Genomic DNA, 22,276 nt, shown 5'->3' on the forward strand with positions numbered 1-22,276 from the left:
ACGGAGTCCGCACCATTCTGCGCGCCCTGGCCGCGCCGTTAAGTCGCCCTTGAGGTCTTAGAGGGTCAGATGCGGGCAGCCACGAGGATCTGTGAAGGGTGACATGAACGGCCTGCTGTCTGCTGCCCGCACCGGCGAACCGACCGACATCATCGACTCTGCCCTGGAGACGGTGCGCCGGCATCTCGGCATGGAGGTGGCCTACCTCAGCGAGTTCGTGGACGGCCAGACCGTCTTCCGCGCCGTTTCGGCCCCGGGGCTGGAGGGGATGATCAAGCCGGGCGACAGCCGCGCCATCTCTGAGGTGTATTGCAAGCACATCATCGAAGGCCGGCTGCCGCGGGTGATCCGCGACACCAGAGAGGAGCCTTTGGCCATGGCCATGCCGATCACTGCGGCGGTTCCGATCGGCAGCCATGTGTCGGTGCCCATCCACCGCGCCGACGGCTCGGTCTATGGGATGTTCTGTTGCCTGAGCCCCCGTCCCAACGCGACGCTTGGGCCGCGCGATCTCCATGTCATGGAGCTGTTCGCCTCGATCTCGGCCGAGCAGGTCAACACATCCCTGGCCCGGCGCTCCCGACTCGACGCCATCATGGCCGCCACCGAGGCCGCCATGGTGCCGGACGGCTTCGACGTCGTCTACCAGCCTATCATCGACCTCGAGGCCATGCTCCCCAGGGGCTTCGAGGCGCTGTGCCGCTTTCGTTCCGTGCCGTACCGCAGCCCCGACAAGTGGTTCGCCGAGGCCGCCGAGGTCGGATTGGCCGAAACGCTCGAATGCGCCGTGGCCGAAAGGGCGCTCCGCGCCGTCGGGCACATTCCCGCCTTTGCCTATGTATCGATCAACGCCTCGCCGGCCACCGTGGAAAGCGGCGCATTGGCGCGCATGCTCGCGGAACGGGACGTGTCGCGCATTGTGCTGGAGGTGACCGAGCAGGCGGTGGTGTCCGACTACGACCGGATTCTGCGCCAGCTTGATGTCCTGCGCGGCCGGGGAATGCGGATCGCGGTCGATGACGCAGGTGCGGGCTATGCGGGGCTTCAGCAGATCCTGCGGCTCAGGCCGGACCTCATCAAGCTCGACATGTCGCTCACGCGCGATCTCGACGCCGACCACGCCCGCGCGTCCCTTGTGGAGGCGATGACCGGCTTTGCGCGCAAGACCGGGGCCGTCGTGGTGGCCGAAGGCATCGAAACGGAGGCCGAGCTTGCAGCGCTGCGCAGGCTGGGTGTCGAATGCGGGCAAGGCTATCTTCTCGGCCGACCAGAATCCTTGGAGCAGGCGACAGCGCGTGCGCGTGCGGCAGCCCTGCTCGAACCGGCGTTCTGATCTGACTGACCCTGTCCGCATGCCATGAGTTTGCGGAGATCAGGGATATAGGGATCTCAGGCCTTCGCCAAGCCCGTCTGACCGCCCGAGGTCTGGGGTGCTCCTCCTGAACGCGCCCGGAACGGCACGGCGCGGGCCGCTCCAACAGGTTCGGCGGTAGCAAGGCTTGGGCCGCTGATCGTTGCAGAACGTCCCCTTCTGGCCTCGATGTCATGCCTCTCTCGAAGAGCACTGGTTCACAAACAGGGTCCGCACCGGAGTAACGGGCCCGTTCCGCTTGCGGTCGGAGTGGCGCGGACGCGATCGCGGCGAGCCAGCTGATGCCCCCAGCCGGGTGCATGGATGGCTTTGTCCGACATATCCGTTGACATTGTCCGACAATGTGGAAGTCTGTTCAAGGAGCCGCCCGGAGTTTCCATGGACGCGTCCTTGCCCCTCTCCGCCTCCGAACCGCGCGTCGGGCACGACGTGATGGACGGTTTGGTGGCTCTGGTCAGCGCCGAGGGGCTGAAGCCTGGGGACCGGCTGCCGCCGGAGACGGAGCTGGCCCGCCGCTTGGGCGTAGGGCGCCACAAGCTGCGCGAGGTCCTGACCGCCTGGGCGCGCGTGGGGATCGTCAGCCGCAATAAGGGCGCCGGAACGGTCCTGGCCGCGCCGATCACCGGGCGGACGCTGGCGCTGCCGCTGGCCGTCACGCTGGAGGCCGAGAGCCTGCTGCGCACGCTCGCCGTCCGGCGCCCGCTCGAGATCGAGGCGGTGCGGCTGGCCGCGCGCGACGCCACCCAAGCCGCCCGTGACCAGATCACCGCCCGAATGCTCGACCTCATGGTGGCCTTCGACGGCGGCGCGGACTGGCGGGTTGCGGACCGCGCGTTCCATGCCGCCATCCATGATGCCACCGGAAACCCGCTGTTTAGCCAGATCATCGGCCAGCTCCAGCGCGCCTTCGACGAGGTGTATCAGACGCCGTTCGGGATGCCGCAGCTCGGATCGGCCACCATCCCCCTGCACCGCCCGCTGGCCGAGGCCGTGGTGGCGGGCCAGGGGATTCAGGCCACCGAATGGATGACGCGCATCCTTGATGACACGGAGGCGGCCGCCCGCGCCGTCATGGAAGGACACGGATGACCAGCCCGCTCTCGATCGCCACCCGTCTGGCCCAGCCCTGGAGCGACGGCGCGGGGCCGATCACGCCCCCGATTCACCAGACCTCGCTTTTCGCGTTCGACGATTACGCCGCCTTCGAAGCCCGCATGATGGGAGCCTCGGACGAGCCGCTTTACACCCGCGTTCAGAACCCCACCGTCGCCGCCTTCGAGACGATGATGGCCGACCTGGAGGGCGGGGCGGCGGCCGTGGCCTTCGCCAGCGGCATGGGTGCGATCTCGGCGACGCTGCTCGCGCTCGCGCGGCCGGCGGCGCGCGTGGCCTGCGTCGAGCATGTCTATCCCGACACCTACCGGCTTCTGGAGCGGATGCTGCGGCCGATGGGGGTCGAAGTCAGCTACCACCCGCCCGCGGCCTTTGCCGAAGACGCAAACCTCCTGCGGGGGGTGGACGTGGCCTATCTGGAAAGCCCCACCTCCATGGTCATGGAGCTGATCGACCTGCCTCGCACGGCGGCTCATGCGAAACGCCATGGCGCGCTGACCGTCATCGACAACTCCTGGGCGACCCCGGTCCACCAGCGCCCTATCGAGGCGGGCATCGACGTGGTGGTCCATTCAGCCTCCAAGTACATCTCGGGCCATTCCGACACGGTGGCCGGCGTGGTCGTCGGATCGGCGGAGGCGGTGGGCCGGATCCGCGACATGACGCTGCCGCTGCTGGGGGCCAAACTTGCGCCCTTCGAAGCTTGGCTGCTTGTGCGAGGCCTGCGGACGCTGGTGCCACGGATGCGGATGCACGAGGCGACGGCGAACCTGTTCGTGGACCGTCTGGCCACCCGGCCCGAGGTCACGCGTGTCAGATCTCCCGGCCCGAATGCCACGCCGGGGCTGTCGGGCCGCTCGGGCCTTCTGTCCATTGAATTGGCCGACGGGATCGACATCCCGCGCCTTGCGGACGCCCTGAAGCACTTCCGCCTGGGCGTGAGCTGGGGCGGCTTCGAAAGCCTTGTGGTTCCCGCCGCCATCACGCTGAAGCAGTCGGGCGAAAAGAATGCCCCGCAGCGTTTCGGCGTGTCCCCCCGTCTCGTGCGCCTGTCGCTGGGGCTGGAGGACGCCGAGGACCTTTGGACCGATTTCGCCGCCGCGCTGGATGCCGCGGCGACCTGACCGAACGACCCTACGGCCCGCCAAGAGGCCGTTCATACCAACCGAAGGGAGTTTCACATGACGATGCGAACCGGATTGCTGTCCTGCGCCGTGATGGCGCTCACCGCCGGCGGAGCCTGGGCCGCCGACCTGACGCTGGTCGAGGTCATCACCTCGCCTGAGCGGACCGAGACCCTGGAGCAGATCGTCTCCGCCTGGGAGCAGGAGACCGGCAACACCGTGGAGATCGTGAGCCTGCCCTGGGGCCAGGCCTTCGAGACGCTGGCGACCATGGTCGCGGGCGGCGACATCCCCGACGTGGTCGAGATGCCGGACCGCTGGCTCGCGCAGTATTCGGCGGCGGGCCAACTGACGGACCTGGGGCCCTATGTGGCCGAGTGGGAGCATGGCTCCACGCTGACCGAGCAGACGGTTCGGATGGGCAGCATGACCGCGGCCGAGAAGCTCGAGCAGATCCCCTACGGGTTCTACCTGCGGGCCATGTTCTACAACAAGGATCTGCTGGAGCAGGCCGGCGTGGCCGAGCCGCCCAAGACCATGGAGGAGTTCGTGGCCGCCGCCAACGCTGTGAGCCAGATCGAGGGCAAGTCGGGCTATTGCCTGCGCGGCGGTCCGGGCGGCACCAACGGCTGGATGATGTTCGCGGCCGCCATGAACGACAGCCCCGAGTTCTTCACCGAGGACGGCCAGTCCACGATTAACCAGCCCGGCTCGGTCGCGGGGCTCCAGATGCTGATCGACCTTTACAAGTCGGGGGCGGCGCCCCGCGACAGCATCAACTGGGGCTTCAACGAGATCGTGGCGGGCTTCTACTCGGGCACCTGCGCCTTCCTCGACCAGGACCCCGATGCGCTGATCGGCATCGCGGATCGGATGGACGCTGAAACCTTTGCCGTGATGCCGATGCCGGTGGGGCCGGGCGGGCGGGCGTTCCCGACGATCGGCTATGCCGGCTGGTCGATCTTTAACACGACCGAGTTCCCGGATGAGTCCTGGAGCCTCGTGGCGCACCTGTCCTCGCCCGAGTCGAACTCGGTCTGGGCCCAACGGGTCGGCGTGATCCCGATCCATCAGGGCGCGGACCAGGACCCGTTCTTCCGGACCGAGCAGTTCGCCGGCTGGTTCGAGGAGCTGAACAACCCCGATACCTACATCCCGCTCACGATGCCCTCCTATCTGGAAGGGTTCGGCTATTTCGCAGATCAACTTTCCATCGAGACGGCGCAGCAGGCGCTCTTGGGCGAGATCACGGCGCAGGAGATGGCGGACCAGTGGGCCGAATACCTGACGGCGGAATACGCCAAGTACCAGGAGTCCAATTGAGCGCGGCCCTGACCCATGCCCCCGGGAACACCCGGGGGCGCTTTTCCCGCGCCTATGTGGCGCTGGTGGTCGAGCCGTGGCTTTATCTCGTGCCCTCGCTCCTTCTGATCGGCCTCGTCATGCTGGTGCCGCTGGCCATCGGCCTCAGCTATTCGTTCCGCGAATTCAACCTGCTCCGCCCCGGCGCGGCCCGATGGGTGGGGCTGGAGAACTACCAGGACCTGTGGGGCGATCCGCAGTTCTGGCGGGCCTTCCGCAACACGCTGGTCTGGACGGGCGCGAGCGTGGCGCTCCAGTTCGCGCTAGGGCTCGGGCTCGCGCTTCTGCTGAACACCCAGTTCCATGGCAAGCGGATCGTACAGGCGCTGGTGTTCCTGCCCTGGGCCGTGCCGACTTTCCTGACCGCGCTCACCTTTTCCTGGCTGTTCAACCCGGTGATCGGGCCCGTGCCCCACTGGCTCTACGCCCTGGGCTTCATCGAGGAGCCTTACAACATCCTGGGCAATCCCGACACGGCGCTCTGGGGGCCGATCCTGGCGAATGTCTGGTACGGCGTGCCCTTTTTCGCCATTACGCTGCTGGCCGCGCTGTCCGCCATCCCCGGCGAGCTTTACGAGGCGGCCGAGATCGACGGCGCCTCGGCCTGGCAGAAGTTCACCAAGATCACCGTGCCCTTTCTTGCCCCTATGATCGCGATCACGGTCATGCTCCGGGCGATCTGGATCGCCAACTTCGCGGACCTGATCTTTGTGATGACGGGTGGCGGGCCGGCCAACTCCACGCAGATCCTGTCCTCCTACATCTTCACCACCGCGTTCCGGCGGCTGGATTTCGGCCACGCCTCGGCCATCGCCGTCGTGATGCTGGTGCTCCTGATGATCTACGCCGCAGTCCTTCTGGCGGTGCGGTCGCGGCTGGTGCGCCACTGATGGCGGTGCTCGGTCGATCCAACCCGGTTCTGGTCGCGGGCAAGTACCTGGCCATCGCGGCCTATGTGGCCTTTGCGCTGTTCCCGCTCTACTGGCTCGTCAAGATCGCTGTGACGCCCGACCGGCTGATCTATACCGAGGGGACCCGGTACTGGCCCTCGGCGGCCACCTGGGACAACTTCCGCGCCGTGCTGGCCTCGGACTTCCTGCGGTTCTTCGGCAACTCGGTCACCGTGTCGCTCAGCACGGCGGCCATCACCGCCGTGATCGCGGCGGGGGGTGGATACGCCTTCTCGCGCTTCGAATTCCGGGGCAAGCGGGGGGTCGTGGCGCTGCTGCTGCTGACGCAGATGTTCCCGCTTCTCATGATCATCGCGCCGATCTACCGGATCGTCTCGGGGCTCGGGCTGCTCAACACGCTCCCCAGCCTGATCGTCGTCTACACGGCGTTCAACATCCCCTTCGCGATCTTCCTGATGCAGTCCTTTTTCGACGGCATCCCCAAGGACCTGGAGGAGGCGGCCATGATGGACGGCTGCACGCGGATGCAGGCGCTGCGCAAGGTCATCCTGCCGCTGACGCTGCCGGGCCTTGGTGCGACGCTGGGCTTCGTCTTCACCGCCGCCTGGAGCGAGATCCTGTTCGCTTTGATGCTCATCCGGGACGAGGATCGCATGACTTTCCCGGTGGGGCTTCTCAACTTCGTGTCGAAGTTCTCGGTCGACTGGGGGCAGATGATGGCTGCGGGCGTTCTGGCGCTGATCCCGTCCTGCCTCTTCTTCGCATTCATTCAACGCTACCTCGTCCAGGGCCTCACCTCGGGCGCGGTAAAGGGCTGATCCATGGCACGCATCGAGATGAACGGCATCGGCAAAGCCTACGGGCGTGTCGAGGTGCTCCGCGACGTCGATCTGGTGGTGAACGACGGGGAGTTCGTGGTCCTCGTGGGGCCGTCGGGTTGTGGCAAGTCCACGCTCTTGCGGATGATCGCGGGACTGGAGCCGATCACGCTGGGCACCCTGTCCATCGGCGGGCGCCTCATGAACGAGGTGCCGCCGCGCGACCGTGACATCGCCATGGTGTTCCAAAGCTACGCGCTTTACCCGCACATGACCGTCGCGCGGAACATGGGCTTTCCCATGGAGATCGCCCGCCGTTCCAAGTCCGAAAGGGCCGGGCCAGTCGCCCGGGCGGCCGAGGTGCTGGGCCTCCAGAGCCTTCTGGAACGCTACCCCCGTGCCCTGTCCGGCGGACAGCGGCAACGGGTGGCCATGGGGCGCGCCATCGTCCGCGAGCCGGCCGCCTTCCTGTTCGACGAGCCGCTGTCGAACCTCGACGCCGCCCTGCGGGTGGAGATGCGGCTCGAGATCGCGCGGCTGCATCGCCGAATCGGAGCCACGACCGTCTACGTCACCCACGATCAGGTCGAGGCCATGACGCTTGCGGACCGGATCGTCGTCATGAACGGCGGCCGCATCCAGCAGATCGGCACGCCGATGGAGCTTTATGAACGCCCGGCCAACCGCTTCGTGGCTGGGTTCATCGGGTCGCCGACGATGAACATGGTCGAAGGAACACCGGTCCCCGGCGGCCTGCGTCTGGCCGATGGCACGGTCTGGCCGGCTCCGGCGGGGGCCACCACCATGGGCATCCGACCTGAAAGCCTGAGCCTGACCCCCTCGGCCTTGCCGGGCCTTGCGGCGGAGCTTCAGGTGGTCGAGCGTCTGGGATCCGACACGAATCTGTATTGCGAAACCCGGGGCAACGGCGTGCTGCTGGCCCGGGTGCAGGGCAACCTCGATCTTGGGGCGGGCGCCCGAGTGACGCTCTGGCCGGACCCCGCGCGGCTCCATGCCTTCGATGCGAAGGGTGAGCGCTGCGGCTGATCCGGCCGACGCGCATCAACCGGCGCGCCGGGCCGCCGTGCAAAGATAGCGTTCCTCGAACTCGGCCACGGGAAGCGGCCGAGAGAACAGAAAGCCCTGGGCCCGATGGCAACCCTGGGTCTTGAGCCAGGCCAACTGCGCCTCGGTCTCGACCCCTTCGGCCACCGTTTCGAGCCCGAGAGCCTCGGCGATGGCCAGCACCGCCCGGATGATCGCGATAGAGCCCCGCTCCTCCGGTCCACCCAGGCGGGCCACGAAGCTCCGGTCGATCTTGACCTCCTGGATGGGAAGCGCCTGGAGATAGGCAAGCGAGGAATAGCCCGTTCCAAAGTCGTCGATCGCGACGCGGAACCCCGCCTTCACGAGGCCCTCGATATCCGCCTGGGCGGTGGAGACATGCCCCATGATCGCGGACTCCGTGATCTCGATGGTGGTGCGGCCCGGCCTGAGCCCCAGGCGCAGGAAGACCTCGCCCAGGAATGCGCCCTTCACCGAGGACAGCGTGGCCGCCGACAGGTTGAAGGCGATGGGCAGGTCGATGCCCCGCGCTTCCCAGGCCTGCGTGAGATCGCTCACGAGCTTGGCCGTGACGCCGTCGAAGCTTGAGATCAGGCCGGAGCTTTCCGCGATGGGGATGAACTCGGCGGGCGGCACCTCGCCCAACTCGTCGTCGCGCCAGCGCAGGAGCGCCTCCACCCCGGCGAGCGCCTGACCGTCGCGGAGGGAGAACTTGGGCTGGAGCGCGAGGGAGAACCCGCCGCCATCCAGGGAGCGCTGCAACGCCTGCGCGATCTGGCTCCGCCGCTCGGCCGCGGCCTTGAGCGTCCCGTCAAAGAGCCGGACCGCGTTGCGGCCGTCCGCCTTGGCCCCGTACATCGCCAAATCGGCGCATTGCAAAAGGCCGCCCGCGTCCGCCGCGTCCTCGGGAAACAGTGCGAGGCCCAGGCTGGCCATGGCATAGATGCTGCGGGCTGCTGCCGGGAAGGGACGCAGAAACGCTTCATGGACGGTCGCGGCGCGGGCGCGCGCGTCCTGCCGGTCCGCCGTTCTCAGGATGAGGACGAACTCGTCGCCGGCAAGGCGGGCCAGCATCTCGCCTTCGCCCAGCAACGAGCCCAGCCGCATGGCGACGGCTTGAAGAAGATCGTCGCCCGCGTGGTGACCCAGGCTGTCGTTGATCTGCTTGAAGTTGTCGAGATCGACGAACAGGATGGCGAAGCCCGTTTCCGCCGCGCGGGCCGCCGCGACCGTGCGTTCCAGTTCCGTCAGGAAGAAGGCCCGGTTTGGCAGGCCGGTGAGCGCATCGTGCAGGGCGTTGTGTTGCGCCGCCGCCGCGCTGGCTTCCGCCCGGGCCTGCAACTCGCGCAGCTCGGTCACATCGACGTTGACCCCCGTCAGCACCGCCGGGCGGCCGTCGGGCGTCCAGTCGGTCACGTGGCAGCGGGACAGCACCGTGATCCATTGTCCATCGCGATGGCGCATGCGGTATTCGCCCTCGTGCTGCGGTGCCTGGGGCGTGACGGACGACAGGACCTCGGTCAGGAAGCGGTTGGCGTCTTCCGGCTCGGTCAGCGTGGCCCAGCGCTCCAGGGAGAAAGGCTCGAGTTCGGACTGCGTGAATCCGAGAAGGCTCGCCCAGGTTTCGTCGAATTCGATCCGATCGTTGAGGAGGTCGAAGCGCCAGGTGGCCAGCCGCCCTTGGGCCAAGGCTTCGCGCAGCCACGTTTCGGTCCGTGCATGGGCGGTGATGTCGGTGGCAACCCCGACCAGCCGTTCGCCCTTATCCGTGACCATGCTGCGGCCAAGCAGGCGAAACACCCTCTGCGGTCCTGCCGGCAGAGCGACACGGATCGTAGCAGCAAAGGGCTGCGGCTCGGGCGATCGCACCGCGGCGTCGAAGGCATCCAAAAGCGGCTGTCGGTCCTTGGTGTCGACGGCCGCAAAATGATCCGCCACGTCCGACCAAGCGCCTCCCGACGAACAGGTGGCGACCTGGAGGTCATCGAGCCGGCTTTCTGCGAGGCTTGCCCCCGCACGGGGCCGCAGCTCCCAGACCGTGCCGTCTGCTGCAGCAAGGGCCAGCGTCAAACGGTCGCGCACGGTTCGGATCTCGTCGAACACCACCCGTTGCCAACGAAGCGTGGACCGCATGGCGAGATAAAGGAACACAGCGGTCACGGCCACGAAGCCCCAGCCCTTTACGGTCTGCGCCTGACCCAGCAGCGCGGGATCCGTGATCATGAAGGAAAGCGTCTGATCGCTCAGACCGATCCAACAGGCAGCCAGGCCCGCATAGGCCAGCGTGACAGCCCAAGGCAGGCGGGACGACGGCGATCGGAACGGCATGTGACCTCGTACTACCACTCAGGCGAGCCGGGTGCCCTGCCCGTTGCCGGGTCCTTGGCCCGCGATGGCTCACGCCCCCAGCCCTTAACCAGCTCTTTACTACTCAAGACAGCATTGAATTAACGAAATGTTAATGCGAGCCGGATGGACGCCGCTCAGGTATCGGATGCAGGGAACCTGAAACAGGTCAGGACCGTCCGGCGACGGGCAGGACCATCTCGGCCTCGAACCCTTGGTCGAGGTTGCACAGCGTCAACGACCCGCCTGCGCTGGCTGCAATCTCGGCGGCGATGGCCAGGCCCAGGCCGGTGCCCTCGCCCTGCTGATCGAGGCGCAGGCCACGGTCGGGCAACTGGTCGAGACGGTCGGGCGCAACTCCCGGGCCGTCATCGCGGACGCAAAGGACGACCCTGTCATTCCGGCGATGGCAGGCGATCTCCACGGTGGCGCGGGCGTGCCGCAGCGCGTTCTCGGCGAGCGCCCCAAGCGCCTCGGTCAAGTCGGCCCGATCGAGACGGACAGCGAGTCCTCGGGGCCCCGTCACGGAGACGGCAACCTGCATCGCCCGCGGCGTGCGGCGCAGGACGGATGCGACCGCTTCGGCGACGGCCACGGGGTCGCTCATGGCGTCGGCCCGAGGGGCGGCGGTTCGGGCACGGGCAAGTTCACGGTCCACATGGGCCCGCATCGTCCAGGCGATCTCCTCGATGCCGTCCGCCGCGTCGGACGAACCGTTCCCCCGAAGCCGCGCGGCCTCGCCCAGAAGTGCCTGCAGGGGTGTCTTGAGGCCATGGGCAAGGTCGCCCGCACGGGCTCGGGCGCGCTCCAACTCGGCTTCGCGGGCCGACAGAAGGACATCGATCTCCTCCGCGAGCGGTCTCACTTCGGCGGGCACATCAGCGCCGATCCGCTGCGCCCCGGCGTTCAGCGCGGCCACGCGGGCGCCCAGGGTCGAGAGAGGACGCAGACCGACGGCCACCTGCGCCGCCCCAGCGACCACAAGGCCAAGGCCGAGCAGGGCCGCATAGGGCAGCAGGTCATGCCGGAAGTCCGCCCGGATCTGGTCGAGCTCGGCCCGGTCGATGGCCACAGCGATCCGCAGCGGCGTTTCCCCGGTCGCGGTCTCGAGGCGGAGGGCGCGCGCAAGGACAAGGAGCGGCTCGCCCTGCGGCCCGCTCAGGCTGCCGGTCCAGGTGCCGCCGGGCGCGAGGTCCGGGACCGGAAGCTCGGCGTCCCACAGCGACCGGGAGCGCAGATCGGCCTCGCCCATCCCGATCTGCCAGTAATGCCCCGAATAGGGCCTCTGATAGAGCGGGTCGCGCGGCGGATCGGGGAGGAGCGGTTGCCCGTCGGAGCCGAGTTCAACCGCCGTCGCCAGATGCTCCAGCCGGTCGTTGAGGTCGCTCAGCGCCACGCGCTCCACCTGCCGGTCGAACAGCAGGAGGAGGCCCCAGATCGCGAGCAGGAGCGCCAGCGTGACGCCCACGGCCCCGGCGAGCAGCAGCCGGAGCCGGATGGAGCCGCGCCTCACGGCGTGCCGCCCTCAAGCTGGTAGCCGAAGCCACGGCGCGTCGCGATCACGCCAGGACCAAGCTTGCGCCGGAGGCGCGCCACGGCGGCCTCCAAGGCATTGGCCTCGCGAGAGTCGTCGTCGCCGTAGAGGTGCTCGAGCAGTTCGGTCGGCGGCACCGGGCGGTCGCGGTGAAGCGCGAGATAGGCCAGGAGGCGGAACTCGAGCGGCGTGAGGTCGAGCGGCTGGCCGTCGAGCGACACGGTCATGCGGTTGAGGTCGAGCCGGAGCCGGCCCGCGGCCTGCACGGCGGTGCTGCGCCCGGCGGCGCGCCGGACAAGGGCGCGGGCGCGCGCCACGAGTTCCTCAATGTGAAAGGGCTTGGGCAGGTAGTCGTCGGCCCCGGCCTCGATGCCTTCGACCCGCTCGGTCCAGCTCCCCCGTGCGGTGAGCACGAGGACCGGGGCGTCACAGCCTTCGGTCCGCCAGCGCCGGAGCACCGACAGCCCGTCCATCCGCGACAGGCCGAGGTCCAGCACGATGAGGTCGTAGGACTCGGTCCCGCCGCGAAACCAGGCTTCCTCGCCGTCCGTCGCGGTTTCGACCCGGAACCCCGCCCCGGCCAGCACCGCCGCCACGTCGCGCGCGATGCGCGGGTCGTCCTCCACCAGCAGGGCGCGCATCAGTCGCTCCCGCCCTCGGTGGCGTCATCAACGTCGTCCTCGGCTTCGGCCTCCACGTCGATGAGCTCGCCGGTGACGGCGTTCACCTCCACTTCGAGGAGCCGCCCGTCGGCGGTCAGGATCTCCAACTCGTAGACGCGCAGGCCCGCCTCCTCGTCGATCTCGACATCGAGCACCTGCCCGCCCCAGCGGGCCTCGAGGTCAGGGAGGATGGCGGACAATGGCAGGATCTCGCCCCGCTCGACCGCCGCACGCGCGAGGTCGGCGTCATGGGTGTCGGCCGAGGGCACGGTCGGAGCGAGGAGGAGCACGAGGGTCAAGGGCAGGGCACGCATCATGGAGCGGGTCTAGCGGACTGAACCTGACGGCGCGCTGACAGTCCTGATCAGGCCGGCGTCAGCAAAGGCGTGCGAAAGGTGATTCGCACCAAGGGCGACGCCGCCCCCAACGGAGAGAATGTTCATGACCCATGCCTTCCCCTTCGCGGCCCTGATGGCCGCAACCCTTGCCGGCGCCGCAGGCGCGCAGACGGCCCCCGCCGATCCGGCGGGCACGGCCCCGGCGCTTTCGACGATCATCGGCGACCTGGAGGAGCGTGGCTACGACGTCGCCGACATCGACGTCGGCGGCCGCGTCATTGAGGTCGAAGCGATGAGCCCGCAGGGCCTTTTGGTGGACCTGCGCATCGAGGCCGCCACCGGCACGGTCCTGAGCGAGATGCCTGAGGACTGATCCGGCTCTTCCCACACCATTCCAACGACACACAGGAGACACGACATGGCACGCATCACCGGCACCTCGGCCGCCAACACCCTTACCGGCACCTCGCGGTCCGACGAGATCCTGGGCCGGGACGGCAACGACCGGCTCTACGGCCGCGACAGCTCGGATGACCTTTACGGCGGCGACGGCGCCGACAGGCTCTGGGGCGAGGCGGGGAACGATGACCTCGAAGGGGGCACCGGCAACGACCTCCTGTATGGCGGCGCGGGCCATGACGAGATCGAGGGAGCCGCGGGCGCAGACCGCCTTTGGGGAGGCGAGGGCCGCGACGATCTGGAGGGCGGCTCGGGGGCGGACGTGCTTTATGGCGGCCTGGGCTCCGACTGGCTCGAAGGGGGGAAGGGCAACGACCGCCTCGCAGGCGGAGCGGGCGCGGACGTCTTCGAGTTCGAGCGCGGCGACGGCTGGGACCGCATCACCGACTTCCAGAACGGCACCGACCGGATCGAGTTGGACGACGTGAGCCGGGCCGAGGCGCTGGCGATCATCCGAACGGCAAGGCAGGTGGACGGCGACCTCGTGCTGCGGCTCGGGTCCGAGACCACCATCGTCATCGAGGACCTAAGCCGGAGCCAACTCGATCTGGGTGACTTCCTGCTCTGAGCAGGCCTGGTCGCCCCAGGCCCGGCCACCCCCGGGTGGGCCGGGCCGGAACCTGCGTGCCTCTTGTCTCGATCGCGCCACGCCGCGGATTGGGTCTGGCCACCATCGCTGTCTGCCGCCCTGGGGCGGCAGGCATCGGTCCGGTGGCTGGATGTCGTCCCGATCCCGCCCGCAAGGCCGGAAGGCTCCGTTGCCGTCGCGACTCGACTGCCCTGCGCGCGTGACGACCGCGGCGGGTCAACGGCCCCCTAGGGCCCGCCCGGTTGGCATGACCCGGTTCGCCCCCGACTCTGAGAAGCAAGCTTCCGCTCTTGGCCGGTCTCCATCCCGAGCGAATCGCAGGTCCCGCCCTCTGCCCGCCATGGCCGCGGGCCGCTTGAGGAGAGCCCCGATGGTGCAATCACAGGATGATCGGCAATGAATCGCGCAATACCCTGCAGCGAGTCCGCGGGCATGAAGCCGAATTCTTAATTTAAGAGATTGTGAAGAATTGAAGCCCTTCCCCTGTTTGCAATTAATAGACAGGTAAGATTCCCTATTGGGACAAGGAACCCGGTGTCCTTTTGCAAGGCTAGGCGAAAGCCGGTCAGTGCAGGCAGATCATGGACAATTAGCGGAGGCTCCCTGACTCCCGGAGAAAGCGACAGTCCGGGACCATGGCCCCGGAACGGCCCCGATATGGCCAAGACGCTTAACAACGCTTAACAATCTGATACCCGGGCGTGGCGGAACCGGCCCTGCTGCGATGCCTTCAGGGCGTTTCTGATCGCAACCGAAAGAGGTTTCTGCGCGGCGGCATTCTGTGGTTCACAATCTTGAACCATTCCCGCCGCTTTAAAAGCCACCGAAAAACACAATCTAAAAATCAAACAGCCGGGTCGGGTCCCGACTGTTTCTGTCCTGGGTCCGATCCAAACAACAAGACGGGCCATGCCGTCGGGTATGGATCCGTCCTTAGGGGACAGACGCATGACCACTCTTCTACCGAACGCGGTGCCCAGCGCCAATTTCGACCTTTCCGAATGGAAGCTGCAACTCCCTGTGGACGCGGAAGGCGGGCTCACGGGGCGCTATGCCGAGATCAAGAAGCTCGGCGGCTACACCGGGACCTGGTTCCATACCGGCACCGATGGCGCCATGGTGATGCGTGCGCCCGTCGACGGCGTCACCACCGGCGGCGCCCGCTACGCCCGGTCCGAACTGCGCGAGCTCAACCCCACCTTCGCCAGCCCCACCAACGCGGAGTGGTCGCTGCAGGAAGGCGGCTCGATGGCGGTGGCCATGCAGGTGGATTTCGTGCCCACCAAGTTGGACGGCAGCGCCGCCAAGGTGGTGGTGGGCCAGATCCACGGCGGCGACCACCAGCTCGTGCGCCTTTATTGGGAGAATGGCAGCGTCTACTGGGTCAACGGCCGCAACGAGGCGCAGTCCAAGGACGTCGTTTACCTCTTCAAGGACGCCCAGGGGAACACGCCCAAGATCGACCTGAACGAGACCTTCGTCTACACGATGGACGTGAAGGGCCACGATCTGCGGCTCACGCTCAAGGCGGATGGCATCACCTACACCAGCGCCATCACCATCGGCCCGGGCTGGGACGACAACCGGTTCTACTTCAAGGCCGGCCTTTACCTCGGCACCAACGAGGAGACATCGCGCGGCGAAGGGCAGGTGTCGGTCTACGGCATCGACGTGCGCCACGACGGGCAGGTCACCGATCTCGGGATCTCGACCGGCACCGCGCCCATCGGGGGGCAGCCCGGTCCGTTCATTCCGGTCGAGCCGCCCGTCGTGCAGCCTCCCGTCGTGCAGCCTCCCATCGTGCAGCCTCCGGTGGAGCCACCCTCCCGCATCCTGACCGGCACCGACGCGGCCGACCGGTTCACCGTGACCGAGGCCGGCACCGTGGTGCAGGGCGGCAAGGGCTTCGATAGCGTGACCTCGGCGGTGTCCTTCACGCTGAACGTCGATACCGAAAAGCTCGAACTGTCCGGGACCCAGGCCATCAACGGCACGGGAAGCGCCAGCCACGACCAGATCCTGGGCAACGCGGCCGCCAACGTCCTTCTCGGCCTCGACGGGGATGACAAGCTGTTTGGCCGGGCAGGAGCCGACCGCGTCGAGGGCGGCTATGGCGCCGACTGGCTCGATGGCGGTTCGGGCGATGACCGGCTGTCCGGCGGCGCAGGCGACGACACGCTGGTGGGCGCAGGAGGTCGCGACGACCTCATGGGCGGCGAGGGCTGCGACGTCTTCGTCTTCGCCAGCAGCTACGACAGCCGGACCATCGGGGCGGACCGGATCGTCGACTTCGTGTCGGGCGTCGATCACATCGACCTCAGCGGCATCGATGCGAACACCAAGCTTTCGGGCGACCAGGCCTTTGCCTGGGGTGGCAGCGGCATGGGCCGCCTGGCCTTTGCGAACGGAATCCTGTCAGCCGACGTGACCGGTGACGGAAAGGCCGATTTCGCGATCGACCTGGGGGCCGTCGCACTCAGCGCGAACGACTTGGTCCTCTAAGGCACGGATCACGCCCAGCGTGGGCGGGACCACGCATCGCAAAGCCGTCGGGAGCCCGAGATCGCCCCCGACGGCAGCGCCGCATCGCCCGAGCGGATCGTCGGACCCTCACGGGCGCTCGCCCCGGGGCTCCCGCGGCCCGGGACCCAGCATCCCGCTCGGCTGGGCGGTAGCCCGGGGTGGCGGGTCGGCTGGATGGAGGCGGTCGACGGCATCGGCCATGGCTCGCCAGCCTCGATTGGAAGGTTCGGGCCGGACACGCCTTTGGCAATCCAGGCAGCCGGATTAGGTTTGTAGGAAACCTGCGGAGACCTGCATGCAGATCGTCATCTTCATCCTCGGCGCCCTCCTTGTCGGCCTCACGATCCTGTCCCGTCTGCGGAGCGCCCGCTGGTGGATCCGCTTCGCCGACTTCCCACGCATGCAGATCGCCTTCGGGCTTCTGGCCGTCCTGCTCCTCCAGTTCGCGCTGACCGACACGGGAGGCTTGTGGGACATGGCGCTGACCGGCGCCCTGCTGATCGCGCTGGCCTATCAGGCATGGCGGATCTTTCCCTATACGCGGCTCGCCCCGACGCAGGTGCGCACGGCCCAGCCCACGCCGCCGGGCGACGAGGGTCGAGTGCTCAGGGTCCTGGTGTCCAACGTGCTTATGCAGAACCGGATCGACGACAGGCTCATCTCCCTCATCCGCGAGTTCGATCCCGACATCCTTTTCGTCGTGGAGACCGATGACTGGTGGACCGAGAAGCTCTCGGTCCTCGACCCGGTCTATCCCCACCGCCTCAAGCAGCCCCAAGACAACTGCTATGGGCTGAACTTCTTTTCCAAGCTGGAGCTTCGCGACCCGACGGTGCGCTTCCTCCTGGAGGACGACATCCCGTCCGTGCGGACCGGAGTGCGGCTGCGCTCGGGCGACTGGATCGAGTTCTACGGCCTCCATCCCCGCCCGCCCGAGGTGCAGGCCGACACCGAGACCCGCGACGCCGAGATCCTTATGGTCGGGCGCGAGATCCGCGCCGACGGACGCCCGTCGATCGTGGCGGGCGACCTGAACGACGTGGCGTGGTCGCACACGACGCGGCTGTTCCAGCGCATCAGCGGCACGCTCGACCCGCGTCGGGGCCGGGGCACGTTCAACACCTTCCACGCGGGGTATCCGATCTTCCGCTGGCCTCTCGACCACATCTTCTTCGAAGCGTCCTTCACGCTCCTGCGCCTGGCGCGGCTTCCGAACATCGGCTCCGACCATTTCCCGGTCTTCGCGGAACTGCGCTTCGAACCTGCGGCCGAGGCGGTGCATGAGACGCCGGAGCCCGACCACGAAGATCTGCAAGAGGCCAAGGAGAAGATCGTCGAAGGCCGTCAGGCGGCTCGGGAAACGGCCGCACAGGCCTGAAGCGCAGGCCTGTTCGTCGGCCCCGAGGGACCTGCGCGGTCTGGGAGCGGAGCCCGAGCAGGAGCGATCGGTGCTTCGCACATCCGATTGCGATCGGTTCCGGGGCAGCGGCCCCGGGCGCCCTCGTGAGCCACCTGGACCGGGCGTGTCGACGGGGTGCCAGTGTGTTACGACGTCCGGGTGCGCTGCGGGACCGCAAGGGCCCCCAATCAACGGCGCGGCCACCGTCGTTATCATGCCAACCGGCGGACCTGATCGGCTTAGCCCGCTACCCCGGCACATGATGATCGGTCGGGGCATCCGAGCGGGCTTGTTGCGCCGGGAGCCCGGAGGAGGACCATACGCGTGCCTCGCTTGGATGATCGCGATCTGCCGACGTTTGGGCTGGCCGGAGTTGTGGTGCCCGGTCCCCGCCCCGCCGCTTGCCTTGCGCGCGGGCTGCACGCCATGACGGATACTTCACGGAGACGATGGCCCCAGCCGAGCAGAGGACGAGCCCACCAGACACGCGTCGATCACTTATGGCGCGAAGCCTGAAGTCTCGGCCCCCGCATCAGCTTGGACATTCACGCCAGGGGGTCACGCCAAGTCGGATCAGGTCGGCAGGCCGCCATCGGCGTCGTCGCCTGTCTCGGCCAGAAGGCACGCAAGGTCGATGATCCGGACGCCTCGACGCGTGGGCAGGGCGAGGAGCCCTTCGCGGGCCAGGGTCGTCAACTGCCGGCTGACCGTCTCGATGGTCAGGCCCAAGTGGTCGGCCATCTGCTCGCGCGTGAGAGGCAGGTCGAACGCGACGGGACGGTTGGGATCGGCCCCCGCCACCACCTCCCGATGCGCGAGCATCATGAGGAAGCTTGCCACCCGCTCGCGCGCGGTCTTGCGGCCCAGCACCGTCATCCAGCTCCGCGCGGCCTCGAGATCGGCCATCGTCATGTCCAGCACGCGTGCCGCCACCCCTGGCTGCGTGGCGCTCAGGCCAGCGAAGTCCTGTGCCCCGATAGTGCACAGCGTGAGCGGTGTCGCGGCGACGATGTCATGGGCCAGACGCTGCCCACCGGGCCGCCCCAGGAGGTTCGCCGGAAGAAGAAGGCCCACGATCTGGGTACGGCCATCCTCCAGGCCCCGCGACAGCGTGGCGCTTCCCGCGACCACGGTGGCCATCACGTTCAGCCTGTCGCCCGTATGTCCGACTGCCTCTCCGGCTTCGTACCGACGCACCCGGCGGTGATCCTGCCAGGCTTCCAGCTCGGGCGCAGTGCAGCCCGCGCAGAGGGCGGCCGAGCGGACCGGGCACGCGGCACAGGATAGGCGATCGTCGGCGCGACGCGGGTGGCCCATCGTGATCTCACTTTTGGTCAAAGGGGGTGGAACCGGGGACCATGCAGCCGCGTTCTATAGGCCAACTCGTAAAGGCGCACTCGGCTTCGATCAACAATCGCTTCAACCCTGCGGCGAGTTGTCGCGGGGGATACATTGAGTTTCTTATTTGGAAACGAAGCGATCTGTGGGACATACCCTTGGCTGGAGAGGGCCTCATTCAAAGCAGCTCATGAGGAACTTGGCTGCTTCAAGTGGTCCGAGCGAAACATGAGTTTTGGCAGACCACGGGCGTGATCACCTGCCGGTTGTGAGGTTGCGCGCTGAACAGCGGTCGGCCAAGCTCTATTGAGCATGGGCGAGCCATGGTGCATTGGCGCATCGCGCGTGCCGATCACCTCGATGACAGCGTGGCGGCGTCGGCATCTTATCTGCCGCTCTCGGATGATCTGCAAAGCGTGACCTCCCATATCGCAGACCGGACTCCCCTCGGCACCGAGTGCTTGCCCTGGATCGGCGAGCCTTGGCTGTTGCACACGCGGAGGTGCTGGTGCCTCCTATTCCTCTCGCATCGTGGCAGACTGGACTGGCATCAGGCCTGCGACGGCTTCGGCGAGCTTTGCGATTCGGAACGGCTTGACGAGACGGGGCAGGTCGGGCGCAAGACCGTCGACCTCGGCGTAGCCTGACACGACCAGCACGGGCATTCCGGGCCTGATCTCTCGTGCCGATCGAGCGAGATCTGCCCCGCTCATCCCTGGCATAAGGTGGTCGGTGACCAGCAGATCGACCGTTTCGCCTGCCCGGAGGAGCCGCATGGCATCCTCGGCGAGCCCGGCCTCCAGCACGTCGAAGCCCAGGTCAGCCAGCATGTCGGCCGTGCTCATCCGCACCAGACCCTCGTCGTCCACAAGGAGAGCCCGTCCGCGCGACGCAACCGGCGGAGCCGTGACGCGGCCGTTGTCGGTCGCATCGATCGGCTCGGCGCTGATGGGCAACCACAGCTCCACGGTCGTGCCCCGGCCGAGTGCGCTGCGGATCAGGAGCCCGCCCCCAAGCTGGGCGGCAAGCCCGTGCACCATGCTGAGGCCCAGGCCCGTGCCACGGCCGATCCCCTTGGTCGAGAAGAAGGGCTCCACAGCACGGGCGAGGGTGGCCTCGTTCATCCCGGTGCCGGTGTCGCTGACCGACAAGCGGACATAGTGGCCCTGCTTCAACCCCAAGCCGTCACGGTTGCGCACGCTCGCTCGCGCGGCCGCGACGGTCAGGATGCCGCCCTCGGGCATGGCGTCGCGGGCATTCACTGCGAGGTTGAGGAGCGCCATCTCGAGCTGGTTGGGGTCGGCCTTGGCCGGCGGCAGATCGGCGGCCGGCTCCACCCGCACCTCGATGGCGGGGCCCAGCGTTGAGCCGATCAGCTTGGACATGTCATCGACCAGCGCTCCCACGTCCACTGCGACCGGCTGCAGGGGCTGGCGGCGCGCAAAGGCCAGCAGCCTTTGCACGAGCGTCTTGGCGCGCTCGGCCGACTCGAGAGCGCCCGCCATGAGCCGCCGCTCGCGTTCGTTGCCCACCCCCCGCGTCACCAGGCGGTCCAGCGCCGCGCGAAGAGCGCACGACCACTCGACAATCGCGGTCCACCGGGGAACCTTGTCGGCGCGACGCCCGGCCCAGGTCGGGTCGGCCTCTCCCGGCATCACGGCCTGCCGGGGCCCTGACAACAAGGAAGCACGCCATGAGAACCACCGGCTACGCAGCCCAATCCGCCGAGACGCCCCTCGCGCCCTTCACCTTCGAACGCCGCGACCTGCGTCCCAACGACGTCGCCATGGACATCCTTTACTGCGGGGTCTGCCATTCGGACCTGCACACAGCCCGCAGCGACTGGCCTTGGACCATCTATCCGGTCGTCCCCGGCCACGAGATCGTGGGCCGCGTCACCGCCGTCGGTCCCGAGGTCACCCGCTACAAGGTCGGCGACGCCGTGGCCGTGGGCTGCATGGTGGACAGCTGCCAACATTGCGACCAGTGCCGCAAGGGCGAGGAGCAGCTTTGCCGCGAAGGCAACACCGGCACCTACAGCGCCCGCGACCGCATCACCGGCGAGGCCACGCAGGGCGGCTACTCCCGCCACCTCGTCGTGCGCGAGGAGTTCGTGCTGCGGGTGCCGGACGGGCTCGACCTTGCGCGCGCCGCGCCCCTCCTTTGCGCAGGCATCACCACCTATTCGCCGCTGCGCACCTGGGGCGTCGTCGCAGGGAGCCGCGTGGGCGTGATCGGACTCGGGGGTCTTGGCCATATGGCCGTCAAGCTCGCCTCGGGCATGGGCGCGCATGTCACGGTGCTGAGCCGCACGCCCGACAAGGAGGCGGACGCGCGCGACCTCGGGGCGGATGCCTTCCTCGTGTCGGCGGACGCCGAGGCCATGACGAGGGCCGCCTCGGGCTTTGACCTCATCATCGACACGGTGCCCGTGCGGCACGACCTGAACCCCTACCTGCCGCTTCTGGACGTGGATGGCACGCTGGTGCTGGTCGGGCAGGTCGGACCGATGGACGAGTTCAGCTCCCTGCCTCTCCTCGGCGGGCGGCGGCGCGTCGCGGGCTCGCCCATCGGCGGCATCCGAGAGACGCAGGAGATGCTCGACTTCTGTGCCGAGACGAACATCCTGCCGGAGGTCGAGATGATCCGCATGGACCAGATCAACGAGGCTTACGAGCGGATGGAGCGGTCGGACGTGCGCTACCGCTTCGTCATCGACATGGCCTCGTTGAGCGACGCCGCCTGACGCCACAGGGCTCCCGAAGGTCCTTGGCCGTCAGTCATTCCAGGGGGACGAGCCGGTCTCATGGGCTGTCTGCTCGGAGCCCGGGAAGGCGTTCGGTGGCGAGGCGATGGAGCGGGTAGGGGAGCGTGAGCGTGCCGTCGATCAGGCTGTTTGCCGCGAACTCCGTGCGGTCATAGCCTCGGCCACGAGATCGCCCACATCGGCTTCGGCCATGGTCATCAGCACGCCGGAGATGCCGCCCTGGGCTTGGCATCTCCGGCGGTCGCCCTCGCGGGTCGGGAGCCTTCTGGACACCGCACGCGACACCGTGTGGGCATCAAGGCTGGACCGGTGCTCGCCCACGCGGAAACCAGGGGAGTCCGCGCGCAGGTCGATGCGAAACGTTCGCGACCTGCGCCCACGTCCTCTGGCCGCGTGTTGCCGGGGCCATCCTGCCCTGCTGGTGTCCCACCTTGGCGGAGCCTATGCCCCGGACGACGCGGGGGCGGCTCGAACCAGAGCCCGCCCCTGATAACTGTTCTCGCGTACAACGACTTGACATTGTCCGGCCGCAGGTCACCAAGCTGCAGGGCTTGGC

19 protein-coding genes are annotated in these 22,276 nt (G+C 67.9%); 12 read left to right on the forward strand and 7 right to left on the reverse strand.

The window, feature by feature from the left end:
• Nucleotides 1-103: 103 nt before the first annotated feature.
• The 7 genes from FHG66_RS13605 to FHG66_RS13635 all read left to right on the forward strand — a co-directional run bounded on the left by FHG66_RS13605 (nt 104) and on the right by FHG66_RS13635 (nt 7,747).
• A complete protein-coding gene (locus FHG66_RS13605) occupies nt 104-1,333 on the forward strand; it encodes a sensor domain-containing phosphodiesterase (RefSeq protein WP_139077601.1) in 1,230 nt (409 codons plus the stop codon).
• Between the two features lie 417 nt (nt 1,334-1,750).
• Nucleotides 1,751-2,461, forward strand: a complete 711-nt coding sequence (locus FHG66_RS13610) for a FadR/GntR family transcriptional regulator (protein ID WP_246082604.1) — start codon at nt 1,751-1,753, stop codon at nt 2,459-2,461.
• Nucleotides 2,458-3,609: an aminotransferase class I/II-fold pyridoxal phosphate-dependent enzyme gene (locus tag FHG66_RS13615; RefSeq protein ID WP_139077602.1), complete on the forward strand. Its 1,152-nt coding sequence runs from the start codon at nt 2,458-2,460 to the stop codon at nt 3,607-3,609. Before FHG66_RS13610 ends, FHG66_RS13615 begins: the two co-directional genes overlap by 4 nt.
• 57 nt (nt 3,610-3,666) lie before the next feature.
• A complete protein-coding gene (locus FHG66_RS13620) occupies nt 3,667-4,932 on the forward strand; it encodes an ABC transporter substrate-binding protein (RefSeq protein ID WP_246082605.1) in 1,266 nt (421 codons plus the stop codon).
• The gene (locus tag FHG66_RS13625; protein WP_246082606.1) at nt 4,929-5,861 is read left to right on the forward strand and encodes a carbohydrate ABC transporter permease; all 933 of its coding nucleotides are present in this window, start codon (nt 4,929-4,931) and stop codon (nt 5,859-5,861) included. The genes FHG66_RS13620 and FHG66_RS13625 overlap by 4 nt, the downstream gene beginning before the upstream one ends.
• Nucleotides 5,861-6,700, forward strand: coding sequence for a carbohydrate ABC transporter permease (locus tag FHG66_RS13630; protein ID WP_139077603.1), 840 nt, complete (start codon nt 5,861-5,863; stop codon nt 6,698-6,700). Before FHG66_RS13625 ends, FHG66_RS13630 begins: the two co-directional genes overlap by 1 nt.
• Before the next feature lie 3 nt (nt 6,701-6,703).
• The gene (locus FHG66_RS13635; RefSeq protein WP_139077604.1) at nt 6,704-7,747 is read left to right on the forward strand and encodes an ABC transporter ATP-binding protein; all 1,044 of its coding nucleotides are present in this window, start codon (nt 6,704-6,706) and stop codon (nt 7,745-7,747) included.
• Between the two features lie 15 nt (nt 7,748-7,762).
• On the opposite strand, the gene FHG66_RS13640 is transcribed toward FHG66_RS13635, so the two are convergent.
• The 4 genes from FHG66_RS13640 to FHG66_RS13655 form a co-directional block, all read right to left on the reverse strand.
• Nucleotides 7,763-10,093, reverse strand: coding sequence for a putative bifunctional diguanylate cyclase/phosphodiesterase (locus tag FHG66_RS13640; protein ID WP_139077605.1), 2,331 nt, complete (start codon nt 10,091-10,093; stop codon nt 7,763-7,765).
• A 187-nt stretch (nt 10,094-10,280) separates the two neighbouring features.
• Entirely contained in the window at nt 10,281-11,624 is a 1,344-nt protein-coding gene (locus FHG66_RS13645) for a sensor histidine kinase (RefSeq protein WP_139077606.1), read from the reverse strand.
• Nucleotides 11,621-12,286, reverse strand: coding sequence for a response regulator transcription factor (locus FHG66_RS13650; protein WP_139077607.1), 666 nt, complete (start codon nt 12,284-12,286; stop codon nt 11,621-11,623). Before FHG66_RS13650 ends, FHG66_RS13645 begins: the two co-directional genes overlap by 4 nt.
• On the reverse strand, nt 12,286-12,624 hold the full coding sequence (locus tag FHG66_RS13655) for a PepSY domain-containing protein (RefSeq protein ID WP_246082607.1): 339 nt from the start codon (nt 12,622-12,624) through the stop codon (nt 12,286-12,288). Before FHG66_RS13655 ends, FHG66_RS13650 begins: the two co-directional genes overlap by 1 nt.
• 124 nt (nt 12,625-12,748) lie before the next feature.
• Between FHG66_RS13655 and FHG66_RS13660 the strand changes: the two genes are divergently transcribed.
• From FHG66_RS13660 to FHG66_RS13675, 4 genes are all read left to right on the forward strand, one after another.
• On the forward strand, nt 12,749-13,018 hold the full coding sequence (locus FHG66_RS13660; RefSeq protein ID WP_176556249.1) for a PepSY domain-containing protein: 270 nt from the start codon (nt 12,749-12,751) through the stop codon (nt 13,016-13,018).
• 45 nt (nt 13,019-13,063) lie between these two features.
• Nucleotides 13,064-13,672 carry a calcium-binding protein gene (locus FHG66_RS13665; protein ID WP_139077609.1) on the forward strand — a complete coding sequence of 203 codons (609 nt, stop codon included), beginning with the start codon at nt 13,064-13,066 and terminating at the stop codon, nt 13,670-13,672.
• Nucleotides 13,673-14,641: 969 nt separating this feature from the next.
• Nucleotides 14,642-16,195 carry a polysaccharide lyase family 7 protein gene (locus FHG66_RS13670; protein WP_176556250.1) on the forward strand — a complete coding sequence of 518 codons (1,554 nt, stop codon included), beginning with the start codon at nt 14,642-14,644 and terminating at the stop codon, nt 16,193-16,195.
• A gap of 316 nt (nt 16,196-16,511) precedes the next feature.
• Nucleotides 16,512-17,594: an endonuclease/exonuclease/phosphatase family protein gene (locus tag FHG66_RS13675; protein WP_139077611.1), complete on the forward strand. Its 1,083-nt coding sequence runs from the start codon at nt 16,512-16,514 to the stop codon at nt 17,592-17,594.
• Nucleotides 17,595-18,188: 594 nt separating this feature from the next.
• Here the strand turns inward: FHG66_RS13675 and FHG66_RS13680 are convergent.
• Nucleotides 18,189-18,932 (reverse strand): Crp/Fnr family transcriptional regulator, encoded by a 744-nt coding sequence (locus tag FHG66_RS13680; RefSeq protein ID WP_139077612.1) that lies wholly within the window; start codon nt 18,930-18,932, stop codon nt 18,189-18,191.
• Between the two features lie 536 nt (nt 18,933-19,468).
• A complete protein-coding gene (locus FHG66_RS13685; protein WP_139077613.1) occupies nt 19,469-20,608 on the reverse strand; it encodes an ATP-binding protein in 1,140 nt (379 codons plus the stop codon).
• Between the two features lie 38 nt (nt 20,609-20,646).
• On the opposite strand from FHG66_RS13685, the gene FHG66_RS13690 reads away from it, so the two are divergent.
• Complete coding sequence (locus tag FHG66_RS13690) at nt 20,647-21,699, forward strand: NAD(P)-dependent alcohol dehydrogenase (RefSeq protein WP_139077614.1); 1,053 nt, start codon at nt 20,647-20,649, stop codon at nt 21,697-21,699.
• A 141-nt stretch (nt 21,700-21,840) separates the two neighbouring features.
• On the opposite strand, the gene FHG66_RS21625 is transcribed toward FHG66_RS13690, so the two are convergent.
• The gene (locus FHG66_RS21625; RefSeq protein WP_176556251.1) at nt 21,841-21,993 is read right to left on the reverse strand and encodes a hypothetical protein; all 153 of its coding nucleotides are present in this window, start codon (nt 21,991-21,993) and stop codon (nt 21,841-21,843) included.
• Between the last annotated feature and the right edge of the window lie 283 nt (nt 21,994-22,276).

The organism is Rubellimicrobium rubrum (assembly GCF_006152115.1).
Taxonomy (GTDB): Bacteria; Pseudomonadota; Alphaproteobacteria; order Rhodobacterales; family Rhodobacteraceae; genus Rubellimicrobium; species Rubellimicrobium rubrum.